Genomic DNA, 20,935 nt, shown 5'->3' with positions numbered 1-20,935 from the left:
TCTTCTTCGCTTCGCTCATCAGGCGCGTGCTTTTTCCACCAGCTCGTAGGTCTCGATGACGTCGCCTTCCTTGATGTCGCTGTAGGTCAGCGTCAGACCACATTCGTAGCCGTCGCGGACCTCGGTGACGTCGTCCTTCTCCCGGCGCAGCGAGGAGACCGTGACGTTCTCGGCGACCACCACGGAATCGCGCAGCAGCCGCGCCTTGGCGTTGCGGCGCATGACGCCGGAGGTGACCAGGCAGCCCGCGATGTTGCCGACCTTCGAGGACCGGAACAGCGCACGGATCTCGGCCCGGCCCAGCTCCTTTTCCTCGTAGATGGGCTTGAGCATGCCCTTGAGCGCCTTCTCGATCTCGTCGATGGCCTGGTAGATCACCGAGTAGTAGCGGATCTCCACCCCGTCGCGGTTGGCCAGCTCGGTGGCCTTGCCCTCGGCGCGCACGTTGAAGCCGATGATGATCGCATCCGACGCCGACGCCAGGTTGACGTTGGTCTCGGTGATGCCACCGACTCCGCGGTCGATCACCCGCAGCGCAACCTCGTCGTCGACCTGGATTCCCATCAGGGCCTCTTCCAGCGCCTCGACGGTACCGGCGTTGTCGCCCTTGAGAATCAGGTTCAGCTGGCTGGTTTCCTTCAGCGCCGAGTCCAGGTCCTCCAGCGAGATCCGCTTTCGCGACCGCGCCGCCAGGGCGTTGCGCTTGCGCGCGTTGCGCCGGTCGGCGATCTGGCGGGCGATCCGGTCCTCGTCGACCACCAGCAGGTTGTCGCCGGCGCCGGGCACCGAGGTGAAGCCGACGACCTGGACGGGCCGCGACGGCAGCGCCTCTTCGACATCGTCGCCGTGCTCGTCGACCATGCGCCGCACCCGCCCGTAGGCGTCGCCGGCGACGATCGAGTCGCCGACCCGCAGCGTGCCGCGCTGGATCAGCACGGTGGCCACCGGGCCGCGGCCGCGGTCGAGGTGCGCCTCGATCGCCACACCCTGGGCCTCCATGTCGGGGTTCGCCCGCAGGTCCAGGGCGGCGTCGGCGGTCAGCAGCACCGCCTCCTCCAGGGCGGCGATGTTGGTGCCCTGCTTGGCCGAGATGTCGACGAACATGGTGTCGCCACCGAATTCCTCTGGCACCAAGCCGTATTCGGTGAGCTGGCCGCGGATCTTCTGCGGATCAGCGCCTTCCTTGTCGATCTTGTTGACCGCCACCACGATCGGCACGTCGGCGGCCTGAGCGTGGTTGATCGCCTCCACCGTCTGCGGCATGACGCCGTCGTCGGCGGCGACCACCAGGATCGCGATGTCGGTGGCCTTGGCGCCGCGGGCACGCATGGCGGTGAACGCCTCGTGACCGGGGGTGTCGATGAAGGTGATCAGCCGCTCGGAGCCGTCGAAGTCGACGCCCACCTGGTAGGCGCCGATGTGCTGGGTGATGCCGCCGGCCTCGCCCTCGCGCACGTTGGCCTTGCGGATGGTGTCCAGCAGGCGGGTCTTGCCGTGGTCGACGTGGCCCATCACGGTCACGACCGGCGGGCGGCTCTGCAGATCCTCTTCGCCGCCTTCATCCTCGCCGTAGGTCAGGTCGAACGACTCCAGCAGCTCACGGTCCTCGTCCTCGGGTGAGACGACCTGCACGACGAAGTTCATCTCGCTGCCGAGCAGCTCCAGCGTCTCGTCGCCGACCGACTGCGTGGCGGTGACCATCTCACCGAGGTTGAACAGCGCCTGCACCAGCGCGGCCGGGTTGGCGTCGATCTTCTCGGCGAAGTCGGACAGCGATGCGCCACGGGCCAACCGGATGGTCTCGCCGTTGCCGTGCGGCAACCGCACGCCACCGACCACCGGCGCCTGCATGTTTTCGTATTCGGCGCGTTTCGCCCGCTTCGACTTGCGGCCCCGCTTGGGTGCGCCGCCCGGACGGCCGAACGCGCCGGCCGCGCCACCGCGCTGGCCGGGACGGCCGCCGCCGCCGGGGCGACCCCGAAAACCTCCGGCGCCGGCGCCCGCAGGGGCGCCTCCGCCGCCGGGACCGCCGGGACCGCCGCCACCGCGGTAGTTACCGCCGGGGCCGCCGGGACGCCCGGCGGGAGCGCCGGGACGGCCGCCGCCGCCGGGGCGGGGCGGGCCTCCGGGCCGCGCCGGGCGGCCCGGAGCGCCGAAGTTGCTGGTGCGTCCGGGCATGTTGCCGGGTGTCGCGCCCCCACCGGGACGCGGCATGCCGGGCCGGGGTGCTCCCGGCCGCGGTGCCTGCGGGTGCGGACGCGGGATGGCGCGCTCGACCGGCTGCGCCGATGAGAACGGGTTGTTGCCGACGCGCGGTGTCCGGGCGCCGGGCTTGGGACCCGGTGCTGCGGGCCGGGGGCCGGGAGCTGCCGGCGGGGGGCCGGGTTGTGCCGGGGCGGGTGGCGGCGCCGCGGGAGCGGGCGCCTCGGCGGCGGGCGCGACCGGAGCCGAAGGCTGGGCCGCAGGGGCCTCGGCCGTGACGGCCGGGCCGTCAGCGGCTGCGGCCGGCGCAGTCTTCGGCGGGGCCGGGACGGCCGATTTGGCGGGCGCCGCCGGCGCGGGTTCTTTGCTCTTGGCTGCGGGTTTGCCGCCGCCGAACGACTCGCGCAGCCGCCGTGCGACGGGGGCTTCCACGGTCGAGGACGCCGACTTGACGAATTCGCCCTGCTCGCTCAGACGGGCGAGGACTTCCTTGCTGGTGACACCGAGTTCCTTGGCCAACTCGTGTACGCGGGCCTTTGCCACTACTTCTCCTGTCTATGAGGCGACAGCGGTAGTGGGCCGCGCCTCGGGTTTAGCTATGACGCATGGTCATCGGGACTTCACGGTGTGCTCATGTTCTTCGCTACCTGTTCTGTTAGCCGAGGCGGTGAGCCGATCTGGTGATCGAAGTACTCCTCCACCCCGGATACATCCGGGGAACCGCTGATCCGCAGCGCGCGCGCGAACGCTCGTCGCCCGATCGCCGCTTGCAGGCACTGCGGCGCGGGATGCAGCCACGCACCCCGTCCTGGCTGGTTGCCCGCCGTGTCAACGGTGACGGCCTCGTTGCCATCCCCTGACACAGCGACCACCCGAAGCAATTCGACGGCCAACTCGCGTTTCCGGCAGCCGACACACGTGCGCACCGGTCCCTGCGGGGAGCGGTGCGTCCGCGAGCCGATCGTCGGAGTCTCGCGCTGGATCACGGCTCAGTCTACCCACACTCCGACGGTGGTCCGAACACACTCAGCACAGGCAGTCGCACCTCAGAACAGGGTGCCGATATCCAGCAACTGGCCCAGATCCGCTAGCCAGCCGGTGTCGGCGCCGTCCGATCCCAACGAACCGGTCAGGTCTGATGTATCCCCGGTGGCCTGCGCCACGGTGGCTGCCGCCGTCGAAGTCTGATCATCAGGGAAGGTGTCGAAAAGCGGAAAGGTGTAGTTGAAGAACGTCACGTAATCGGACATTCCCTCCGGATTCTGGATGTAATGATTCCCGTAGATCGTGAAATAGCTCAAGATCCCTACGAGGGTCTGCAATGTGAAGTTGTCGTCCACTGCTCCGGTCCACGCCGAGGCTGCACCGGTGCCATCGGTGATCTCGTCGCGCACGTCGCTGGCGAACAAGAAGGGAATGCCTCCGGTCACGCTGGTGTGCGTATCGCCGAACGTCCCGACGATGTTGCCGCTGTCGTCGGCGACGTTGTAAGGCCAGGTGGATTGGTGGTAGGTGAAGTAAGGGGCGAGGTCGGTGTAGTCGGTGACGTCGGTGGGCGGCCCCGGCGGAGACACAGCGCCGGGTGGGAGCGTCTCAGCGGCCGCGAGGCCGGCGGATAACGCAGCACCCAGACAGGCGCCGATGGCAAGCACAAATCGACGACAATTCATCGCAAAGACCCCCCGTACGATTCACACTCAGGTATGAGCGCGGTTCAACGCTACGCCCTGCACACGGAATTATCACGGGTAATTCACAGAAGTTGACGCGCGCGACAAATAAGAACGCTTATCCGGGAACGTGATCGGGTTCGCTGTCCGAGTGGGTCGGCGCGTCGCTGCGGATGTCGATGCGCCAACCGGTGAGCCGGGCCGCCAGCCGGGCGTTCTGGCCCTCCTTGCCGATGGCCAGTGACAGCTGGAAGTCCGGAACCACCACCCGGGCGGCACGCGTCGCCTGATCGATCACCGTCACCGACATCACCTTGGCCGGCGATAAGGCGTTGCCGACGAAACGCGCCGGGTCCTCGTCGTAATCGATGATGTCGATCTTCTCGCCGGCCAGCTCGCTCATCACGTTGCGCACCCGCTGGCCCATCGGGCCGATGCAGGCGCCCTTGGCGTTGAGCCCGGGAACCTGCGAGGCCACCGCGATCTTGGACCGGTGACCGGCTTCGCGGGCCACCGCGACGATCTCCACCGACCCGTCGGCGATCTCGGGCACCTCCAGCGCGAACAGTTTGCGCACCAGGTTCGGGTGGGTGCGGGACAACTCGATACGCGGTTCGCGCAGCCCCCTGGTCACCCCGATCACATAGCAGCGCAGCCGGTCGCCGTGCTCGTATCCTTCGCCGGGCGCCTGTTCAGCGGGCCGGATCACGCCGTCGAAGCCTTTGGCTTCGGTGCCCAGCCGCACCACCACCACGCCGCGGGCGTTCTCCCGGGCGTCGCGCTGGACGACGCCGGCGACGATGTCGCCTTCCCGCGCCGAGAACTCGCCGTAGGCCTTCTCGTTCTCGGCGTCGCGCAGCCGCTGCAGGATCACCTGGCGGGCGGTGGTCGCCGCGATACGGCCGAAGCCTTCGGGGGTGTCGTCGTATTCGCTGATGACGTTGCCGTCGGCGTCGGTCTCGCGGGCCAGCACCCGCACCATGCCGGTCTTGCGGTCGACCTCGATCACCGCGTCGGCCTGGTGCCCTTCGGTGTGCCGGTAGGCGGTGAGCAACGCCGATTTGATCGTGTCCACCACCACGTCGACCGAGATGCCCTTGTCAGCCTCGATCGCGTGCAGCGCGGCCATATCGATGTTCATCCGCCCGCCTCCGTTCCCGCATCCCTGGGCCCACGGCCCGTCAACTCCAACTCACGTTCGCTCGGCGGTGCGAACTCGACCTGCACGACCGCCTTGGCGATCTCGCTCAGCGGCAGCCGGCGACGGTTCCAGTCCCGCCCGGCGCGCACCACCAGCGTCACGACGTCGTCCTCGACGACACCCAGCCGTCCGGTCACGGTGGTCGTGTCGGACAAGGTCACCTCAACCTTGCGGCCGTGGGCGCGCCGAAAATGGGTGGGGGTGGTCAACGGCCGCTGCACCCCGGGGGAACTGACCTCCAGCACGTATTGGCCGTCGTAGTCCAGGCCGTCGAGCAGATCCGACGCCGAGCGCGCCAACGACGCGGCGGTGTCGAGGTCCAGCGGGGTGTCGCCGTCGGCGACCACCGTGATCTTCGGCAGCGGCGCATGCTCGTCGACGACGACGTCTTCGATCTCATATCCGGCACGCGTGAACTCAGCGTCGAGCAGCTCGATCACCTGTGTCTGCGAAGGTAGCCCGGTGGCCACGGCGAGCTCCTCATCTTGAGTTGTCCGGACGAACGCGTTCCCACGCGCGCCAGGCGCGCCGGGAACCAGCCACCAACGATACGCCGTGGCGTGCACGGTCACAGCAAACCGGGAAAAGCGCTGCCGCCGAACAGTCGCCCCGCGACCGGCCACGTCGCGTCTGGCCGGCGACGTCGGGGTGGCAGGATGTCTGAGGTGTCCGGCCCCCTGACCGCCATCGACCGGCGGCGCGTGCTGACCGGCGCCGGGATGCTCGCCCTGATCGCCCTGGCGGCACCGGCGTGCGGCTCATCCCCCGCGCCACCGGCCGTCGACGACCTGGAAGCACAACGACAGCTGGCGCACCGCGACAGCGAACTGGCCGCCGCGGCCGGCGCCGCACTGACCGGGCCGGATACGCAGGCGCTGGCCGCGGCACTGGACCGGGTGTCGCTGGAACGGGCCGAACACGCCCGCGCGCTGGCCACCGAGATCGCCCGGGCCGCCCCAAAGCCCGCACCGGAGCTCGCCGGAACCACCACCTCGGCCGGCGCGCCGGATGGGCCCGCGCCCACGGTTTCCCAGGTGGTCAACGCCTTGCGGGCCGCGGCCGACAGCGCCGGGAAGCTGGCCATCGCCTCCTCGGGCTACCGGGCCGGGCTGCTGGCCTCGATCGCCGCGGCCTGCACGGCCTCCTATGCGGTCGCATTGGTGACGCAGTCATGACCTCGGTCGAACCCAGCGCGCTCAGCGGTCCCGACGCCGCCCTGTGCGATGCCCTGGCCACCGAATACGGGGTGGTCTATGGCTACGGGATGGTGTCGGCGTACTCCTTGCCGGAGTTCAACGACCTGGTGGTTCCCACCATCCGCCAGCACCGCGAGCGCCGGGACCGGACCATCGCGATCCTCGCCGCCCGCTCGGTTCCGATACCGCCCGCCGCCGCCGGATATCAGCTGCCCATGCCGCTGACCACCTCCGACGACGCACTGCGGCTGGCGGTCCGGATGGAAAACGACACCGCGACAGCCTGGCGCGCCGTCGTCGAACAGGCCCGCGAGCCCTCGGACCGGGAATTCGCGGCGACCGCACTGGGCCAGAGCGCGGTGCTGGCCGCGCACTGGAACCAAGCACTGGGCAACTGGCCGATCACCCGGGCGTTCCCGGGCGGCGGCGACTGAGCGAGCCCCAGCCGGACCAAGCGAAAGGAGCGGGCCGATGTCGGTGTCGAAACCAGGTGCCCGGCTGATGGCGGCCGCGGCCGCGGCCGCAACGCTGCTGGGCCCCGCCGCCGGACCAGCCGGCGCGTGGCCGATCCCCTACACCGCCGAGGACACCCGGTACCTCGATGCGGCCCGCGGCAACTTTCCCGGTGACGACGACCAGCTGCTGCTGGCCGGCAAACAGGCCTGCCGTCTGCTCTACTCCGGCCGACCTTCGAGCGCGGTGATCGACCAGGTGGCCGGGCAATACGGCGCCAGCCCCGAGCAGGCCGCCACCATGGTGCGCGCGGCGCGCAGCACCATGTGCACCCAGGCGCCCGGTTAGGCGTCGCGGACCGCGGCGAGGATCTGCCCGGCCAGTTCGGCGCCGATCGCCAGTTCGCGGGTCTGCCCGGAGAAGCGGTCCCGCAGTTCGACGATCCCGTCGGCCCAGCCGCGTCCCAGCACGACGATCCATGGCACGCCGAGCAGTTCGGCGTCCTTGAACTTCACCCCCGGTGAGGCCTGCCGGTCGTCCAACAGCACCTCCATCCCGAGCCGGTCGAGGTCGGCGGCCAGTTCCGTGGCACCGGCGCGGGCGGCATCGTCCTTGTTGGCAATCACCAGGTGCACATCGAACGGGGCGACCTGCGCCGGCCAGCGCAGACCCAGCTCGTCGTGCTGCTGTTCGGCGATGACGGCGACCAGCCGCGACACCCCCACACCGTAGGAGCCCATGGTGAGCCGCACCGGACGGCCGTCCTCACCCAGGACGTCGGCGCTGAACGCATCGGTGTATTTGCGGCCGAGCTGGAAGATGTGCGCGATCTCGATGCCGCGTGCGCTGACCAGTGCGCCCGCCCCGTCCGGGGACGGGTCACCGTCGCGGACCTCGGCTGCCTCGATGGTGCCGTCGGGAGTGAAATCGCGTCCGGCCACCAGCCCAACGACGTGTTTGCCGGGTTGGTCGGCACCGGTGATCCAACTGGTGCCGTCCACCACGCGGGGGTCGACCAGGTAGCGGACTTCGTTGTCCTGCAGTGCTTTCGGGCCGATGTAGCCCTTGACCAGGAACGGGTGCTTGGCGAAATCGTCGTCGGACAGGAATGCGTACTCGGCGGGCTCCAGCGCCGCGCCCAGCCGTTTCTCGTCGACCTCCCGGTCCCCGGGCAGCCCGATACCCAACAAGTGCCAGTCTCCCCCAGGCAAACGCACCTTGAGCATGACGTTCTTGAGGGTGTCGGCGGCGGTGACGGTGCGGCCCAGGGCTGCACCGTTGGCCCAGTCCACCAGGGTGGTGATGGTCGGGGTGTCGCCGGTGTCGTAGATCTGTGCCTCCGGCAGGCCCTCGATCGGCCGCGCCGGCGGGCGGGCGGTGGTCACCGCCTCGACGTTGGCGGCGTAGCCGGATTGCGGGCAGCGCACGAAGGTGTCCTCACCGACCTCGCTTTCGGCCAGGAACTCCTCGGAGGCCGACCCGCCCATCGCGCCGGACACGGCGGAAACGATCACATAGCGCACTCCCAGCCGGTCGAAGATCCGTTGGTAGGCCTCGCGGTGCGCGTTGTAGGCGACGGCCAGCCCGGCGTCGTCGACGTCGAAGGAGTAGGAGTCCTTCATCACGAATTCACGGCCGCGCAGGATGCCGGCCCGCGGCCGCGCCTCGTCGCGGTACTTGGTCTGGATCTGGTAGAGCAGCACCGGGAAATCCTTGTAGGAGCCGTACTCCCCCTTGACCGTCAGGGTGAACAGCTCCTCGTGGGTGGGCCCCAGTAGGTAGTCGTTGCGACGGCGGTCCTGCAGCCGGAACATGGTGTCGCCGTACTCGGTCCAGCGATTGGTGGCCTCATACGGGGCGCGCGGCAACAGTGCGGGCAACAGGATCTCCTGGCCGCCGATGGCGCTCATCTCCTCGCGCACCACCCGTTCGATGTTGCGCAACACCCGCAGACCCAGCGGCAGCCAGCTGTACAGTCCGGGCGCGATCGGCCGGATGTAGCCTGCCCGGATCAGCAGCTTGTGGCTGGGCACTTCGGCATCGGCGGGGTCGTCGCGCAACGTGCGCAGGAACAGCTGGGACATCCGGGTGATCACAGCGGGAGAGCTTATCTTCAGCCGCGAGCAGCCGCGGACTCGCACTCGTGGAGCCCGGTGCTACAACTCCCCGGCCTCGACGGCCTCCAGGGTGTGCTGGGCGCGGGCGATCTGGGCGGCGGAGAACCGGATGAACAGCGCGGCCAAACCCACCAGCACCGCAATCGCGGCCACCCACAGCAGCGAATAGGTATAGCCGTGCCCGAGCGCGTCCAGTTGCGACGGTGTCATGTTCTTGACCGGCCCGGTGGTGCCGCCCAGATACAGCGTCCGGGAGGTCTGCACGGCCTGGATGATCACCAACACCACCGGTCCGCCCAGGTTGTACACCATCAACGTGATCGCCGAGACCGGCCCGATCTCACGCGGGCCGACATCTGCCAGTGCGCACAGGGGCAGCACCACCGAGATCACTCCGATGCCGAAACCGCCCACGATGAACAGCATCACCAGGTCGGGAAGATACGGCACGTCGCGGTCCAGGGTGGACCCGAACAGCATGGCGGCCCACACCAGACTGCCGGCGCCGATGATCAACCAGCGCGGCGCGACCAGCGCGGACACCCAGGTGGTCAGCACGTTGCCCGCACCCATCGCCAGCGCGAACGGAATGAAGCAGACCCCGGCGCGCAACGCCGAGTAGCCCAGCACGTCCTGCACCAGCAGACCGATCATCACGCTGACGGTGAGCATCACCCCACCGGCCATGAAGTACGCCACGAAAGTGGCGACCCGGCTGGGGTTGTCGAACGCCGCCTGCGGCACCAGCGGGTTGGCCGCGCCGCGCTCGACGAGCAGAAACGCCAGCAGGAACACCGTCGCGGCCACCCCTGCGCCGATCACCCACGGGCTGGTCCAGCCGTACGGCGGGCCCTGGGTGAACACCAGGACCGCCGCGGTGCAACCGGCGGTGGCCAGCAGCGCCCCGGGCAGGTCGAGTCGGAGGCGTTCGGTGTGGGTTTCCGTCAGCCGGGTCACCGCGATCGCGATGATGACGACGCCGATCGGGATGTTGATCAAAAACGCCAGCCGCCAGGAGATGACGGTCAGCGCACCGCCGAGCACCAGGCCCAGCACCGAGCCCATGCCCTGCATGGCCGCCGACACCGCTATCGCCCGGTTACGGGCTTGGCCGACGGCGTAGGTGGTGGCGATCAGCGCCAGCCCGGTCGGTGCGGCCACCGCCGCCCCGGTGCCCTGCACGGCGCGGGCCACGATCAGGGTCGCCGAGTCGGTGGCCACCCCGCACACCAGCGAGGCGATGGTGAACACCCCGACGCCGGAGATGAATGCCCGTTTCCGGCCGATGGCATCTCCGACCCGGCCGCCCAGTAGCAGCAGGCCGCCGAAGGTCAGTACGTATGCGGTGATGACCCAGCTCTTGGCGACATCGGATAGGTCCAGGTCGGCCTGCATCCGCGGCAGGGCCACCACGACGATCGTGCCGTCCAACGTCGACATCAGCTGCATGCCGGTGATCGCCACGATGGCGACACCGAGCACGCTGGAGGACAACGGGCGACCGGCCGATGGGGACCCACCCGGCGCGGCCATAAGACGCCAGCTTAACGACGGGGCGACCCCTCAGCGCGGCGTCCGGCGAAGTTACAGATTGCCCGCGCCGAAGGCGTCCTGGGCCTCCTGGGCGTGCGCGACCTGCTTGGCGGTGTATCCGATCAGCAGCGAGATCGCGCCGACCAGCACCGCGACCGCGGCCACCCACAGCAGCCCGTAGGTGTAGCCGGCGTCCAGCGCGGCGATCTGGGTGGCGTCCATCGTTTTGACCGGCATATTGGTGCCACCGAGGTACAGCGTGCGCGAGGTGATGACGGCCTGGATGACGGCCAGTACGATCGGGCCACCGAGGTTCTGCAGCATGAGTGCGATCGCCGACGTCGGGCCGATCTGGTCGAAACCGACACCGGCGATCGCCGACAGGGTCAACGGCACCACGATCACGCCCATCCCCAGCCCGCCGAGCACGATGAGCGTCACGAAGTTCGGGAAGTACGGGAGATCCCGGTCGACGGTCGAGCCGTAGACCATCGCGGCCAGCACCACGACCCCGCCGGCGATCACCAGCACCCGGGGCGGGAACCGGCGCACCAGCTGGGAGGAGACGCCCAGTCCGACGCCGAGCCCGATCACGAACGGAATGAAGCCCACCCCGGCGCGCAATGCCGAATAGCCCATCAGATCCTGCACGTAGAGGCCGATGGTCACGGTCACGGTGAAGAGCACCCCGCCCGCCAGGAAGATGGCCGCGAAGGTGGCGAGCCGGTTACGGTCGCGGAACAGGCTGAACGGCACCACCGGGTTCTCGGCGGTGCGCTCCACCAGGGCGAACGCCAGCAGTGCCAAGACCGCGACCACGCCCGAGCCGATGGTGATCACCGAGATCCAGCCCTTCTCCGGGCCGATCGTGAACGCGAACACCGCGGCGGTGCAGCCCAGGGTCGCCAGCAATGCTCCGGCGGCGTCCAGCTTCATCCGCTCCCGGTGCGTCTCGGTCAGTGCGGTGCGGGCCAGGTAGATCATCAGCAGGCCGATCGGCACATTGATGCCGAACGCCAGCCGCCACGACAGCTCGGTCAGTGCGCCGCCGGCCACCAGGCCCATCACCGAACCAACGGCGGTCATCGCCCCGAACACCGCGGTGGCCGCGTTACGGGCCGGCCCCTTGGGGAAGGTGGTGGCGATCAACGCCAGCGCGGTCGGTGAGGCGATGGCCGAACCGACGCCCTGCAGCAGCCGCGCGATCACCAAGGTGGGGGCGTCCCAGGCCGCCGCACACAGCACGGAGGCGATGGTGAACAGCGCGACCCCACTGATGAAGGTGCGCTTACGGCCGATGGTGTCGCCGAGCCGACCGCCGAGCAGCATCAAGCCGCCGAAGGTCAGCACGTAGGCGCTGATCACCCAGCCGCGGCCGGCGTCGGACAGGCCCAAATCGTTTTGGATCTTAGGAAGCGCGACGATTGCCACGGTGCTGTCCATCGTGGCCAGCAGTTGCATGCCACCGATGGCGATCACGGCATAGATGAAGCGGCGAGACGGCAGCCACGACGATACATACTTGCTGGTCCGGCTCACGATGTCAGATCCCGGACGCCCCGGAGATGCCGCCCCGGCGGTATCGGTCGGCCACTGCGTGGTCGCCCGTCCTGCATCATCAAGAGCAGTCATAACCGGCTACCCTACAGTAATATTAAGAGCTGTTTAAACCCCGAAGCCCGCGACCGCACCGATAACGACGATCGCAGGAGGTCGGATGCCCTCGGCGCGGATCTTCTCGGGCGCGTCGGCCAGCGTCGCTCGTAGCGTGTGCTGGGCGGGCGTGGTGCCGTGTTGAACCACCAGCACCGGCGTATCGGCTGGTCGGCCGCCCTTTTGCAGCACGGCGCTGAATTGTTCGATGCGTTCGATGGCCATCAGCAGCACGATGGTTCCGCGCATCGCGGCCAGCGCATCCCAATTGACTAACGATTCGGGGTCATCCGGGGCGACATGCCCGCTGACCACCACGAATTCGTGGTTCACGGCGCGGTGGGTGACCGGCACCCCGGCCTGGGCCGGCACCGCTATGGCACTCGTCACACCAGGCACAACTGTCACCGGGATCCCGGCCTCGGCGCAGGCCAGCACCTCTTCGTATCCGCGGGCGAACACGAACGGGTCGCCGCCCTTGAGTCGCACCACGAACTTGCCGGCGGTGGCGCGTTCGATCATCAGTGCGTTGATGGCGTCCTGGGCCATCGCCCGCCCGTAGGGGATCTTGGCGGCGTCGATGACCTCGACGTGCGGCGGCAGTTCGGCGAGCAGTTCCGCCGGTGCGAGCCGGTCGGCCACCACGACGTCGGCGTGCGAGAGCATGCGGCGGCCGCGCACGGTGATCAATTCCGGATCGCCGGGCCCGCCGCCGACCAGCGCCACGCCGCCGTGCACCACATCGGAGGTCACCTCTGCTTCCACGGTGATCGTGCCGTCCTGCAACGCTTCCCGGATCGCCGACCGGATCGCTGCCGACCGGCTGTGCTCACCGCCGGCCAGGACTCCTACCGACAGGCCGGCGTAGCCGAAGGTGGCGGGGGTGACCGCGGATCCCTCAACGGCGAGGTCGGCGCGCACGCAGAAGATCTGGCGTCGGTCGGCCTCGGCGACCACGGCGGCGTTCGTGTCCGGGTCATCGGTGGCCGCGATCGCATACCAGGCGTCGGCCAGGTCGCCGTCGCGATAGGCGCGCGAGACCAGCGTGATGCCGGGCTTGCGCTCCCCCAGCGCCTCGACCGACGGGGTCGCGCTGGGAGCGATCACCGTCACCTGAGCGCCGCTGTCCACCAGCAGCGGCAGCCGCCGCTGTGCGACACTGCCCGCGCCCACCACGACAACCTTGCGGCCGGCCAGCCGCAGCCCGGCCAGGTATGGGTTCTCGGTCACCCGGTCACTCTAGAGCGGGTCACCGGCTGCCGGGTGCAGCTGCAGCTGTCGGGTCCCCCACTCCCACACCTGCTCGAACAGGGCGGGCTCGTCGGAGAGCCGGGTACCCAGCGACGGCACCATCTCCTCGAGTCTGGGCAGCCAGCCGGCGAACCGGCCGGCGAAGCAGCGCGCCAGCACCTCGAGCATGGCCGGCACCGCGGTCGACGCACCCGGGGAGGCGCCGAGCAGCCCAGCGATGCTGCCGTCGGCGGAGCTGACGATCGTGGTGTCGAACTCCAGTCGCCCACCCCGGATCGGCTGCACCCGCTGACCGGCCCGTATCGGCGACCAATCCCGGTCGAGCGCATCGGGGGCGAATTCCCGCAGCGCGTCGATGCGCGCGGAGTGGGTCTGGCGCAGTTGGCCGATCAGGAAACCGACCAGTGCCCGCTCACGGATCCCGGCGCCCAGCAGCGAGGTCGCGTTGTCGAAGCGGATCGACCGCGGCAGATCCGTGGCTCGGCCGTGCTTGAGGAATTTCGGCGACCAGCCCGCGAACGGCCCGAACAGCAGCCACGACGCACCGTTGACCACCCTGGTGTCCAGGTGCGGCGCGGTCGTCGACGGCGCGCCGGGGGCTGGGGCGCCGTACACCTTGGCGCGGTGGGCGCCGGTGATACCGGGGCTCCCGCAGCGCAGGAACCGGCCGCCGATGGGGAATCCACCGAGGCCTCGAACTTCGGCGACGCCGGCCTTGCGCAGCAGTCCCAGCGTGGCTCCTCCGGCTCCGACGAAGACGAATTTGGCGTTGAGCCTTCGGCTTTCGCCGGTGCGGCGGTCGCCCAGCCCCAGCGTCCAGCTGCCGTCGGACTCCCGGCCGATGCTGCGCAGCTCGTGGCCGAACAGCACCGCCGTGCCGTGGCGCACTCCGTAACCGATCAGCTGCTTGGCCAGCGCCCCGAAGTCGACGTCGGTGCCGTGAGGCGCCCAGTCAAGCGCCAGCGGGACATCCGCGTCTCGACCGGCCGCCATCAACGGCAGGCGCGTGGCGAACTCGTCGAAGTCGGTGATGAACTCGGCTCCGGCGAACAGTGGGTTGGGGGCCAGGGCACGATGGCGGCGACGCAGGTAGTCGACGCCGTCGGCGCCGCGCACGAAGCTGACGTGCGGGATGGGCTGCACGAAGTCGGGGGGCTGCTCCAGCATGCCGTTCTGCACCGCGTAGGCCCAGAACTGGCGGGTCACCTGGAACTGCTCGTTGACGCGCACTGCCTTGGCGATCTCGATCGAGCCGTCGGGCAGCTGCGGCGTGTAGAACAGTTCGCACAGGCCGGCGTGGCCGGTGCCGGCGTTGTTCCACGGGTCGCTGCTTTCGGCAGCGGCGGCGTCCAATCGCTCGACGACGGTGATCGAGGTGTCCGGCTCCAGCCGGCGCAGTATCGCCCCCAGGGTGGCACTCATGATGCCCGCGCCGATCAGTGCGACGTCGGTCGTGGCGGGGGCGGGCACAGGTCTCAGGCTAATCCCGAGCACGCCTTAAGCTGACCGGGACGACGGTCTGCGCGGCGGATGGGAAACACCTGTGGAAAGCTACGATCTGGCGATCATCGGAACCGGTTCGGGCAACAGCATTCTCGACGAGCGGTACGCCGACAAGCGGGTGGCGATCTGCGAGCAGGGCACCTTCGGCGGCACCTGCCTCAACGTGGGGTGCATCCCGACGAAGATGTTCGTCTACGCCGCCGAGGTGGCGCAGACGGTGACCGAGGCGGCCCGCTACGGCGTCGATGCCCGCATCGAGCGGGTTCGCTGGGCCGACATCGTCTCACGGGTCTTCGGCCGCATCGACCCGATCGCCGCCGGCGGCGAGGAGTATCGGCGCAGCCTGCCCGGCATTGACGTGTACGCCGAGCACACCGGGTTCGGGCCGACCGGTTCGGACGGCAAGTACGTGTTGCGCACCACTGCCGGAGAGGAGTTCACCGCCACGAAGGTGGTGATCGCTGCCGGAGCGCGGACGTGGATTCCGCCGGTGATCGCCGAGAGCGGTGTGCACTACTACACCAGTGACGACGTGATGCGCATCCCCGAGCTGCCCGAGCACCTGGTGATCGTCGGCGGCGGGTTCGTGGCCGCAGAGTTCGCCCACGTGTTCTCCGCACTGGGTGTCCGGGTCACCGTGGTGATCCGGAGCCAGACCATGATGCGGCACTGCGACGAGACCGTGGCTCAGCGCTACACCGAATTGGCGGCGCGCAAATGGGATCTGCGGGCGCGGCGCGAAGTGACCGGTGCCCGAAATGTCGGCTCGGGTGTCGAGTTGCAGCTCGACGACGGGTCGCTGGTGCGTGCCGATGCGCTGCTGGTCGCCACCGGCCGGGTACCCAACGGCGATCGGCTCGATGCCGAACAGGCCGGGGTTGACGTCGTCAACGGCCGGGTGGTGGTCGACAAGTACCAACGGACCAGTGCGCCCGGCGTTTTCGCGCTCGGTGATGTCTCCTCGCCCTACGAGCTCAAGCACGTCGCCAATCACGAAGCCCGGGTGGTGCAGCACAATCTGTTGTGCGACTGGGATGACACCGCATCGATGCGGGCCACCGATCACCGCTACGTCCCGTTCGCGGTGTTCACCGATCCGCAGATCGCCGCAGTCGGATTGAGCGAAACGCAGGCTGTTGCACAGGGTTTCGATATATCGGTGAAGGTCCAGGATTACGGCGACGTTGCCTACGGCTGGGCCATGGAAGACACCACCGGGTTCGTGAAGCTGATCGCCGAACGCGGCAGTGGCCGGCTGCTGGGAGCGCACATCATGGGTCACCAAGCGTCCTCGATCATCCAGCCGCTGATCCAGGCGATGAGCTTCGGGTTGACCGCACCAGAGATGGCACGTGGCCAGTACTGGATCCACCCGGCGCTGCCGGAGGTGGTGGAGAACGCGCTGCTGGGCCTGAAGTGAGGCCGGGGCGCGGAAAGGAGACCGATGAAGTCCACCCTGCTATCGCGGCAAGACCTGGATTTCCTGTTGTTCGACTGGCTGCGCATCGATGAGCTGACCCGACGGGCTCGGTTCGCCGAGCACTCCCGTGAGACGTTCGCCGACACATTGGACCTGTGCGAGCAGCTGGCGACCCGATATTTCGCCCCGCACAACAAGAAGAGCGACTCCCACGAGCCCACCTTCGACGGGGTGACGGTCACCGTCATTCCGGAGGTCAAGGAGGCGCTGGCCGCCTGTGCCGACGCCGAGTTGATCGGCATGGCGATGGACTACGCCGTAGGCGGGGCGCAACTGCCGGCGACGGTGGCTCAGGCCGGCTTCGCCTGGCTGATGGCCGCCAACGTCAGCACCGCCGGTTACCCAATGCTGACGATGGCGAACGCTAACCTGCTCGCCAAATTCGGCAGCCCCGAGCAGATCGACGCCTTCGTCAAACCGATGATCGCCGGCCGCTTCACCGGGACGATGTGCCTGTCGGAGACGCAGGCCGGATCGTCGCTGGCCGACATCACTACCCGCGCCGAACCCCGCGCCGACGGGACGTTCCGGTTGTTCGGATCGAAGATGTGGATCTCCGGCGGCGACCATGAGCTGACCGAGAACATCGTCCATCTGGTGCTGGCCAAGATCCCCGGCGGCCCGAACGGCACCAAGGGCATCTCGCTGTTCATCGTGCCGAAGTATCTGGTTGATTCCGACGGCGCTGCCGGTGAACGCAATGACGTCGTGCTGGCCGGGCTCAACCACAAGATGGGCTACCGCGGCATCACCAACACCGTGCTCAACTTCGGGGAGGGTGGCCACCGGCCCGGCGGCGAGCCGGGCGCGATCGGCTATCTGATCGGTGAGGAGCACCGTGGGCTGAGCTACATGTTCCACATGATGAACGAGGCCCGGCTCGGGGTGGGGATCGGCGCGATCGCGCTGGGCTACACCGGCTACCTGAAGTCGCTGGACTACGCTCGCAGTCGCCCCCAGGGCCGACCGGTTTCGGCGAAAGACCCGACGACGCCGCAGGTTCCGATCATCGAGCACGCGGACGTCAAGCGGATGCTGCTGGCGCAGAAGTCCTACGTCGAGGGGGCCCTCGCCTTGGCGCTGTACTGCGCGCGGCTCGTCGACATCGCGCACACCGCAGAATCCGGCGAGGAAGCCGACCACGCCACGGCGCTGCTGGACATTCTCACCCCGATCGCCAAGAGCTGGCCGTCGCAGTGGTGCCTGGCCGCCAACGACCTCGCGATCCAGGTGCACGGCGGCTACGGCTACACCCGCGAGTACGACGTCGAACAGCATTACCGGGACAACCGGCTCAATCCGATCCACGAGGGCACCCATGGCATCCAGAGCCTGGATCTGTTGGGACGCAAGGTGGTGCAGCGCAACGGAGCGAGTCTGGCCGCCGTGCACCGGGCGATGACGGACAGCATCACGGGCGCGCGCCGGGCCGGCGGCGAAACGGCCGATGTCGCAGCGCAACTCGAGGTGGTGGTCCAGCGCCTGGTCGCGGTCACGGCGGGCATGTTCGCCGCCGGTGACATCGATGCCGCGTTGGCCAACAGCGCTGTTTACCTGGAGGCTTTCGGTCACGTGGTGATCGCCTGGATGTGGCTGGAACAACTCTCGGCCGTCGCCGGGCGCACCGGGGACTTCTACGACGGCAAGCGCCAGGCCGCCCGGTACTTCTTCCGCTACGAACTGCCCAAAACCGGCCCGCAACTGGACCTGCTGGAAAGCCTGGATCGCACCACCCTGGAGATGCAGCCCGACTGGTTCTGACGCCCCTGTATTCACTTGTGTCACTGTGGTTTTGCTTGTGGATGGATTCGGATTCTTGTCGGGGTGCGCCGCTATCATTAGCACATGTGTTCGAACAATCGGGACGAGATCGTCGACGTCTTGTGATGTCTCGGGACATCGGTGACAGTTCTGTATCAGGACATCGGTGACGGTTGGTGTGTCAGGACATCGGTGACGTTTCATCGGTCTTGACGGGGGCCTCGGGATCTTCCGTTGCCGACGTATCGGACTCCCGGTGCGGGTCGGGTGTGCTCGATGAGGACTTCGCCGTCGAGGTCAGTCACGGTGATCGTGTCGCCAGCGATGAGGATCAACACCTGTTCGAATCCGCGCCGGCCGTCGACTTGGTAGCGGACTCCGGCAACGGTGAATGCGCCACCGCTGGTCAGGGTCGTGACGTAAGTGCCGGCGGGCAGGTCTTGTGGTGGTGGCTGCGGCTGGAAGCGCTTGGATGCAGCGCGGACGAACAAGGGCGGGTCGGTCTTGGGGTGAGGGGCCTGGGCTTTCGGGGTGGCCTCCCATGCGGTGCGCGGTGTGACGCGGCCAGGCAGCCCTTGATGAGGACGTTCGTTGTTGTAGATGTCGTCGAAGGCGTCGATCTGGGCCTGCAGCTCAGCCAGCGTGCTCGCCAGCGGTTGTTTGTCCAGGTAGCGGAACAAGGTCTGATGGAAGCGTTCATTTTTGCCCTGGGTGGTCGGCTTGTATGGCTTGCCGGTGATCGCCTCCACGCCCAGTCGGGAGAGGTGTTTGACGAGCCGGCCCTGGTATCCACGCCGCGCCGGGTTCAGCGCAATCCCATTGTCCGACAACAGGCGTTGGGGAACACCGTGGGCGGCAACGGCCTTGTTAAAGACCGCGATCGCTGCCTCGGAGGTCTCACCCCAGGCGGCGTGGGAGGCGACCGCGTAGCGGAGTGGTCATCGATGAGTTGGAAGATCACACATTGACGCCCACGGGTGAGCACGTACCCGGTGGCGTCGAGTTGCCAGCACGCATTCGGCGCCGGATAGACGAACCGCCGCCAGGCCGAGCGGGGCTTTTTCCTCGGCTCAGCTTTGGACACGCCGGCCTGGCGGAAGATCCGGGCCAGCGAGGCGACCGAGGGCACCGATTCGAGCCCGATGGCGTGCATCTTGTCGAAAACGCTGATCGGCCCGTGGTCCAAGCCGCACGACTCCAGCGCAGCGCGAACGCCCAAGGCTTGCTGCTTGGTCTCGTCGCTGAGTTGGGTCGGACTGTTCCTCGGGCGTCGACTGCGCGGCTCCAGGGCCGCGGTCGCGCCGTCGGTGCGGGTCCTGGCCCGGATCGCATAGAACGTCTTGCGGGAGATCTGATGCTCGACACAGAACGTCGTCACCGCTCCACGTGGCGCGTCATCAGGCCACTGCACGATCGCGAGACGGACACGAGGATCAACGGGTTCATTAACGGCAGCCACCGCTCAAACAAGCCAGAAGTGTCACCACCAAACACCCCGATCGTGTCACCGATGTCCTGATACAGAACTGTCACCGATGTCTTGAGGGATGACAGATCGTCGACGTCTTCGACGCGCTGACCGCCGGGCTGGACCGAGCGCTGGAACTGGACTTCGAGGTGTTGACACCGCGGGAGTGCGTGGCGTTGTTGCGGCGTTGCGAGGTGCTGCGGCGCCGGCTGCCCGCCCTGGAGCACCCCATGGTCAACCGGTTGGCCGCGGCCGATCCCGACGAGCTGGGCGGCAAGGCACGCTGGGTGCTCGCCGACGAACTGCATCTGACTCGCGGGGAGGCTGGGCGGCGCATCACCGAAGCCGCCGAACTCGGGCCGCGACGCACCCTGACCGGCCAACCCCTGGACCCGGTGCACCCGGTGGTGGCCACCGCCCAACGGAACGGGGAAATCGGGGCCGCGCATATCGCGGTGATCCGCTCGTTTTTCACCTACCTGCCCGACGACATCGACACCACCACCCTGGCGCGTGCCGAAGCAGAACTGACCGAGCTGGCCGCCGGCTACCGGCCCGACCAACTGGCCACCCTGGCCCACCGCATGGCCGATCACCTACACCCCGACGGCAACTACACCGACGAGGAACGCGCCAAACGCCGCAGCCTGGTGTTGGGTCCCCAAGACCGCGACGGCATGAGCCCGATCAGCGGCTACCTCGACCCGCACGCGCGCGCCACCCTCGATGCCGTGCTGGCCCGCTGGGCCGCCCCGGGCATGTGCAACCCCGACGACCCCACCCCCTGCGTAGCCGCCACGCCGACCCAGGCCCAGATCGACGCCGATGCCCGCAGCGCACCACAACGCAACCACGACGCCCTGACCGCCATGGCACGTGCCCTGCTCTCCTCCGGAGACCTCGGCCAACACCACGGGCTACCGGCCACCATCATCGTCTCGACCACCCTGACCGAGCTAGAAGCCGGTACCGGTAAAGCCCACACCGGCGGCGGCACGTGGCTGCCGATACGCGACGTCATCGCGATGGCCTCCCACGCTCATCACTACCTACGCATCTATGACGGCGCCACAGAACTCGCGTTGTTCCACACCAAACGCCTGGCCTCACCCGGGCAGCGCATCGTGCTGTATGCCAAAGAACGGGGTTGTAGCCACCCGGGCTGCCCCATCGGCGGCTACTACTGCGAAGTCCACCACGACACCGACTACGCCAAAACCGGGCGCACCGACATCCACGGGCTGAGCCTGCGCTGCGGCCCCCACCACCAACTCATCACCTCACACGGCTGGAAAACCCGCAAAACCCACAACGGCACCACCGAAACCCTGCCCCCACCCCACCTCGACCACGGTCAACCCCGCACCAACCACTACCACCACCCCGAAAAACTCTTGCAGGACAAGGATTCCGGAGACGACGACGGCGACGGGCCGTAGCCGGCCCT

At 68.4% G+C, this 20,935-nt stretch carries 16 protein-coding genes and 1 pseudogene; 6 read left to right on the top strand and 11 right to left on the bottom strand.

Annotated features, from left to right (window positions below; genetic code table 11):
• Positions 1–18 precede the first annotated feature (18 nt).
• The 5 genes from infB to rimP form a co-directional block, all read right to left on the bottom strand.
• On the bottom strand, positions 19–2,745 hold the full coding sequence (infB, locus tag G6N23_RS07645; RefSeq protein WP_085261011.1) for a translation initiation factor IF-2: 2,727 nt from the start codon (positions 2,743–2,745) through the stop codon (positions 19–21).
• Between the two features lie 77 nt (positions 2,746–2,822).
• Positions 2,823–3,188: a YlxR family protein gene (locus G6N23_RS07640; protein WP_085261010.1), complete on the bottom strand. Its 366-nt coding sequence runs from the start codon at positions 3,186–3,188 to the stop codon at positions 2,823–2,825.
• Between the two features lie 60 nt (positions 3,189–3,248).
• Positions 3,249–3,854 (bottom strand): hypothetical protein, encoded by a 606-nt coding sequence (locus tag G6N23_RS07635; protein ID WP_133055474.1) that lies wholly within the window; start codon positions 3,852–3,854, stop codon positions 3,249–3,251.
• A gap of 136 nt (positions 3,855–3,990) precedes the next feature.
• The gene (nusA, locus tag G6N23_RS07630; protein ID WP_085261008.1) at positions 3,991–5,013 is read right to left on the bottom strand and encodes a transcription termination factor NusA; all 1,023 of its coding nucleotides are present in this window, start codon (positions 5,011–5,013) and stop codon (positions 3,991–3,993) included.
• On the bottom strand, positions 5,010–5,543 hold the full coding sequence (gene rimP / locus G6N23_RS07625; protein WP_085261007.1) for a ribosome maturation factor RimP: 534 nt from the start codon (positions 5,541–5,543) through the stop codon (positions 5,010–5,012). The genes nusA and rimP overlap by 4 nt, the downstream gene beginning before the upstream one ends.
• A gap of 186 nt (positions 5,544–5,729) precedes the next feature.
• On the opposite strand from rimP, the gene G6N23_RS07620 reads away from it, so the two are divergent.
• Genes G6N23_RS07620 through G6N23_RS07610 form a run of 3 tightly spaced genes read left to right on the top strand, consistent with a single transcriptional unit; the run spans position 5,730 to position 7,070 of the window.
• On the top strand, positions 5,730–6,248 hold the full coding sequence (locus G6N23_RS07620; RefSeq protein ID WP_085261006.1) for a hypothetical protein: 519 nt from the start codon (positions 5,730–5,732) through the stop codon (positions 6,246–6,248).
• Positions 6,245–6,703: a ferritin-like domain-containing protein gene (locus G6N23_RS07615; RefSeq protein ID WP_085261005.1), complete on the top strand. Its 459-nt coding sequence runs from the start codon at positions 6,245–6,247 to the stop codon at positions 6,701–6,703. The genes G6N23_RS07620 and G6N23_RS07615 overlap by 4 nt, the downstream gene beginning before the upstream one ends.
• A gap of 37 nt (positions 6,704–6,740) precedes the next feature.
• On the top strand, positions 6,741–7,070 hold the full coding sequence (locus tag G6N23_RS07610) for a DUF732 domain-containing protein (protein WP_165758698.1): 330 nt from the start codon (positions 6,741–6,743) through the stop codon (positions 7,068–7,070).
• On the opposite strand, the gene G6N23_RS07605 is transcribed toward G6N23_RS07610, so the two are convergent.
• From G6N23_RS07605 to mqo, 5 genes are read right to left on the bottom strand one after another with little or no spacing between them, the layout of a single operon-like run.
• Positions 7,067–8,818, bottom strand: a complete 1,752-nt coding sequence (locus G6N23_RS07605) for a proline--tRNA ligase (protein WP_085261004.1) — start codon at positions 8,816–8,818, stop codon at positions 7,067–7,069. The genes G6N23_RS07610 and G6N23_RS07605 overlap by 4 nt on opposite strands.
• Positions 8,819–8,878: 60 nt before the next feature.
• On the bottom strand, positions 8,879–10,372 hold the full coding sequence (locus G6N23_RS07600; RefSeq protein WP_085261003.1) for an MFS transporter: 1,494 nt from the start codon (positions 10,370–10,372) through the stop codon (positions 8,879–8,881).
• Between the two features lie 51 nt (positions 10,373–10,423).
• Positions 10,424–12,004 carry an MFS transporter gene (locus tag G6N23_RS07595; RefSeq protein ID WP_085261002.1) on the bottom strand — a complete coding sequence of 527 codons (1,581 nt, stop codon included), beginning with the start codon at positions 12,002–12,004 and terminating at the stop codon, positions 10,424–10,426.
• A gap of 33 nt (positions 12,005–12,037) precedes the next feature.
• The gene (cobA, locus tag G6N23_RS07590; RefSeq protein WP_085261001.1) at positions 12,038–13,255 is read right to left on the bottom strand and encodes a uroporphyrinogen-III C-methyltransferase; all 1,218 of its coding nucleotides are present in this window, start codon (positions 13,253–13,255) and stop codon (positions 12,038–12,040) included.
• Positions 13,256–13,264: 9 nt separating this feature from the next.
• Positions 13,265–14,698 carry a malate dehydrogenase (quinone) gene (mqo, locus tag G6N23_RS07585; RefSeq protein WP_234808615.1) on the bottom strand — a complete coding sequence of 478 codons (1,434 nt, stop codon included), beginning with the start codon at positions 14,696–14,698 and terminating at the stop codon, positions 13,265–13,267.
• A gap of 121 nt (positions 14,699–14,819) precedes the next feature.
• Here mqo and mtr point away from each other — a divergent pair, with 121 nt between their 5' ends.
• Together mtr and G6N23_RS07575 are read left to right on the top strand one after the other, a co-directional pair.
• On the top strand, positions 14,820–16,199 hold the full coding sequence (gene mtr, locus G6N23_RS07580) for a mycothione reductase (protein WP_085260999.1): 1,380 nt from the start codon (positions 14,820–14,822) through the stop codon (positions 16,197–16,199).
• A gap of 24 nt (positions 16,200–16,223) precedes the next feature.
• On the top strand, positions 16,224–18,020 hold the full coding sequence (locus G6N23_RS07575; RefSeq protein WP_085260998.1) for an acyl-CoA dehydrogenase: 1,797 nt from the start codon (positions 16,224–16,226) through the stop codon (positions 18,018–18,020).
• A gap of 200 nt (positions 18,021–18,220) precedes the next feature.
• Here G6N23_RS07575 and G6N23_RS07570 read toward each other — a convergent pair.
• Positions 18,221–19,479, bottom strand: a pseudogene (locus G6N23_RS07570) (integrase core domain-containing protein).
• A 95-nt stretch (positions 19,480–19,574) separates the two neighbouring features.
• Here G6N23_RS07570 and G6N23_RS07565 point away from each other — a divergent pair.
• On the top strand, positions 19,575–20,927 hold the full coding sequence (locus G6N23_RS07565; protein ID WP_085262242.1) for an HNH endonuclease signature motif containing protein: 1,353 nt from the start codon (positions 19,575–19,577) through the stop codon (positions 20,925–20,927).
• Positions 20,928–20,935: the final 8 nt, after the last annotated feature.

Source organism: Mycolicibacter terrae, assembly GCF_010727125.1.
In the GTDB taxonomy this organism is placed as follows: domain Bacteria; phylum Actinomycetota; class Actinomycetes; order Mycobacteriales; family Mycobacteriaceae; genus Mycobacterium; species Mycobacterium terrae.
Note: the sequence above shows the minus strand (reverse complement) of the source record. Positions and strands in the feature narration are given on the sequence as shown.

What these genes read in the sequence shown, in the direction of transcription:
- nusA (WP_085261008.1), bottom strand. Translation starts at nt 5,013, where the DNA reads ATGAACATCGATATGGCCGCGCTGCACGCGATCGAGGCTGACAAGGGC.
- G6N23_RS07620 (WP_085261006.1), top strand. Translation starts at nt 5,730, where the DNA reads ATGTCTGAGGTGTCCGGCCCCCTGACCGCCATCGACCGGCGGCGCGTG.
- G6N23_RS07615 (WP_085261005.1), top strand. Translation starts at nt 6,245, where the DNA reads ATGACCTCGGTCGAACCCAGCGCGCTCAGCGGTCCCGACGCCGCCCTG.
- G6N23_RS07610 (WP_165758698.1), top strand. Translation starts at nt 6,741, where the DNA reads ATGTCGGTGTCGAAACCAGGTGCCCGGCTGATGGCGGCCGCGGCCGCG.
- G6N23_RS07600 (WP_085261003.1), bottom strand. Translation starts at nt 10,372, where the DNA reads ATGGCCGCGCCGGGTGGGTCCCCATCGGCCGGTCGCCCGTTGTCCTCC.
- G6N23_RS07595 (WP_085261002.1), bottom strand. Translation starts at nt 12,004, where the DNA reads ATGACTGCTCTTGATGATGCAGGACGGGCGACCACGCAGTGGCCGACC.
- mqo (WP_234808615.1), bottom strand. Translation starts at nt 14,698, where the DNA reads ATGAGTGCCACCCTGGGGGCGATACTGCGCCGGCTGGAGCCGGACACC.
- G6N23_RS07575 (WP_085260998.1), top strand. Translation starts at nt 16,224, where the DNA reads ATGAAGTCCACCCTGCTATCGCGGCAAGACCTGGATTTCCTGTTGTTC.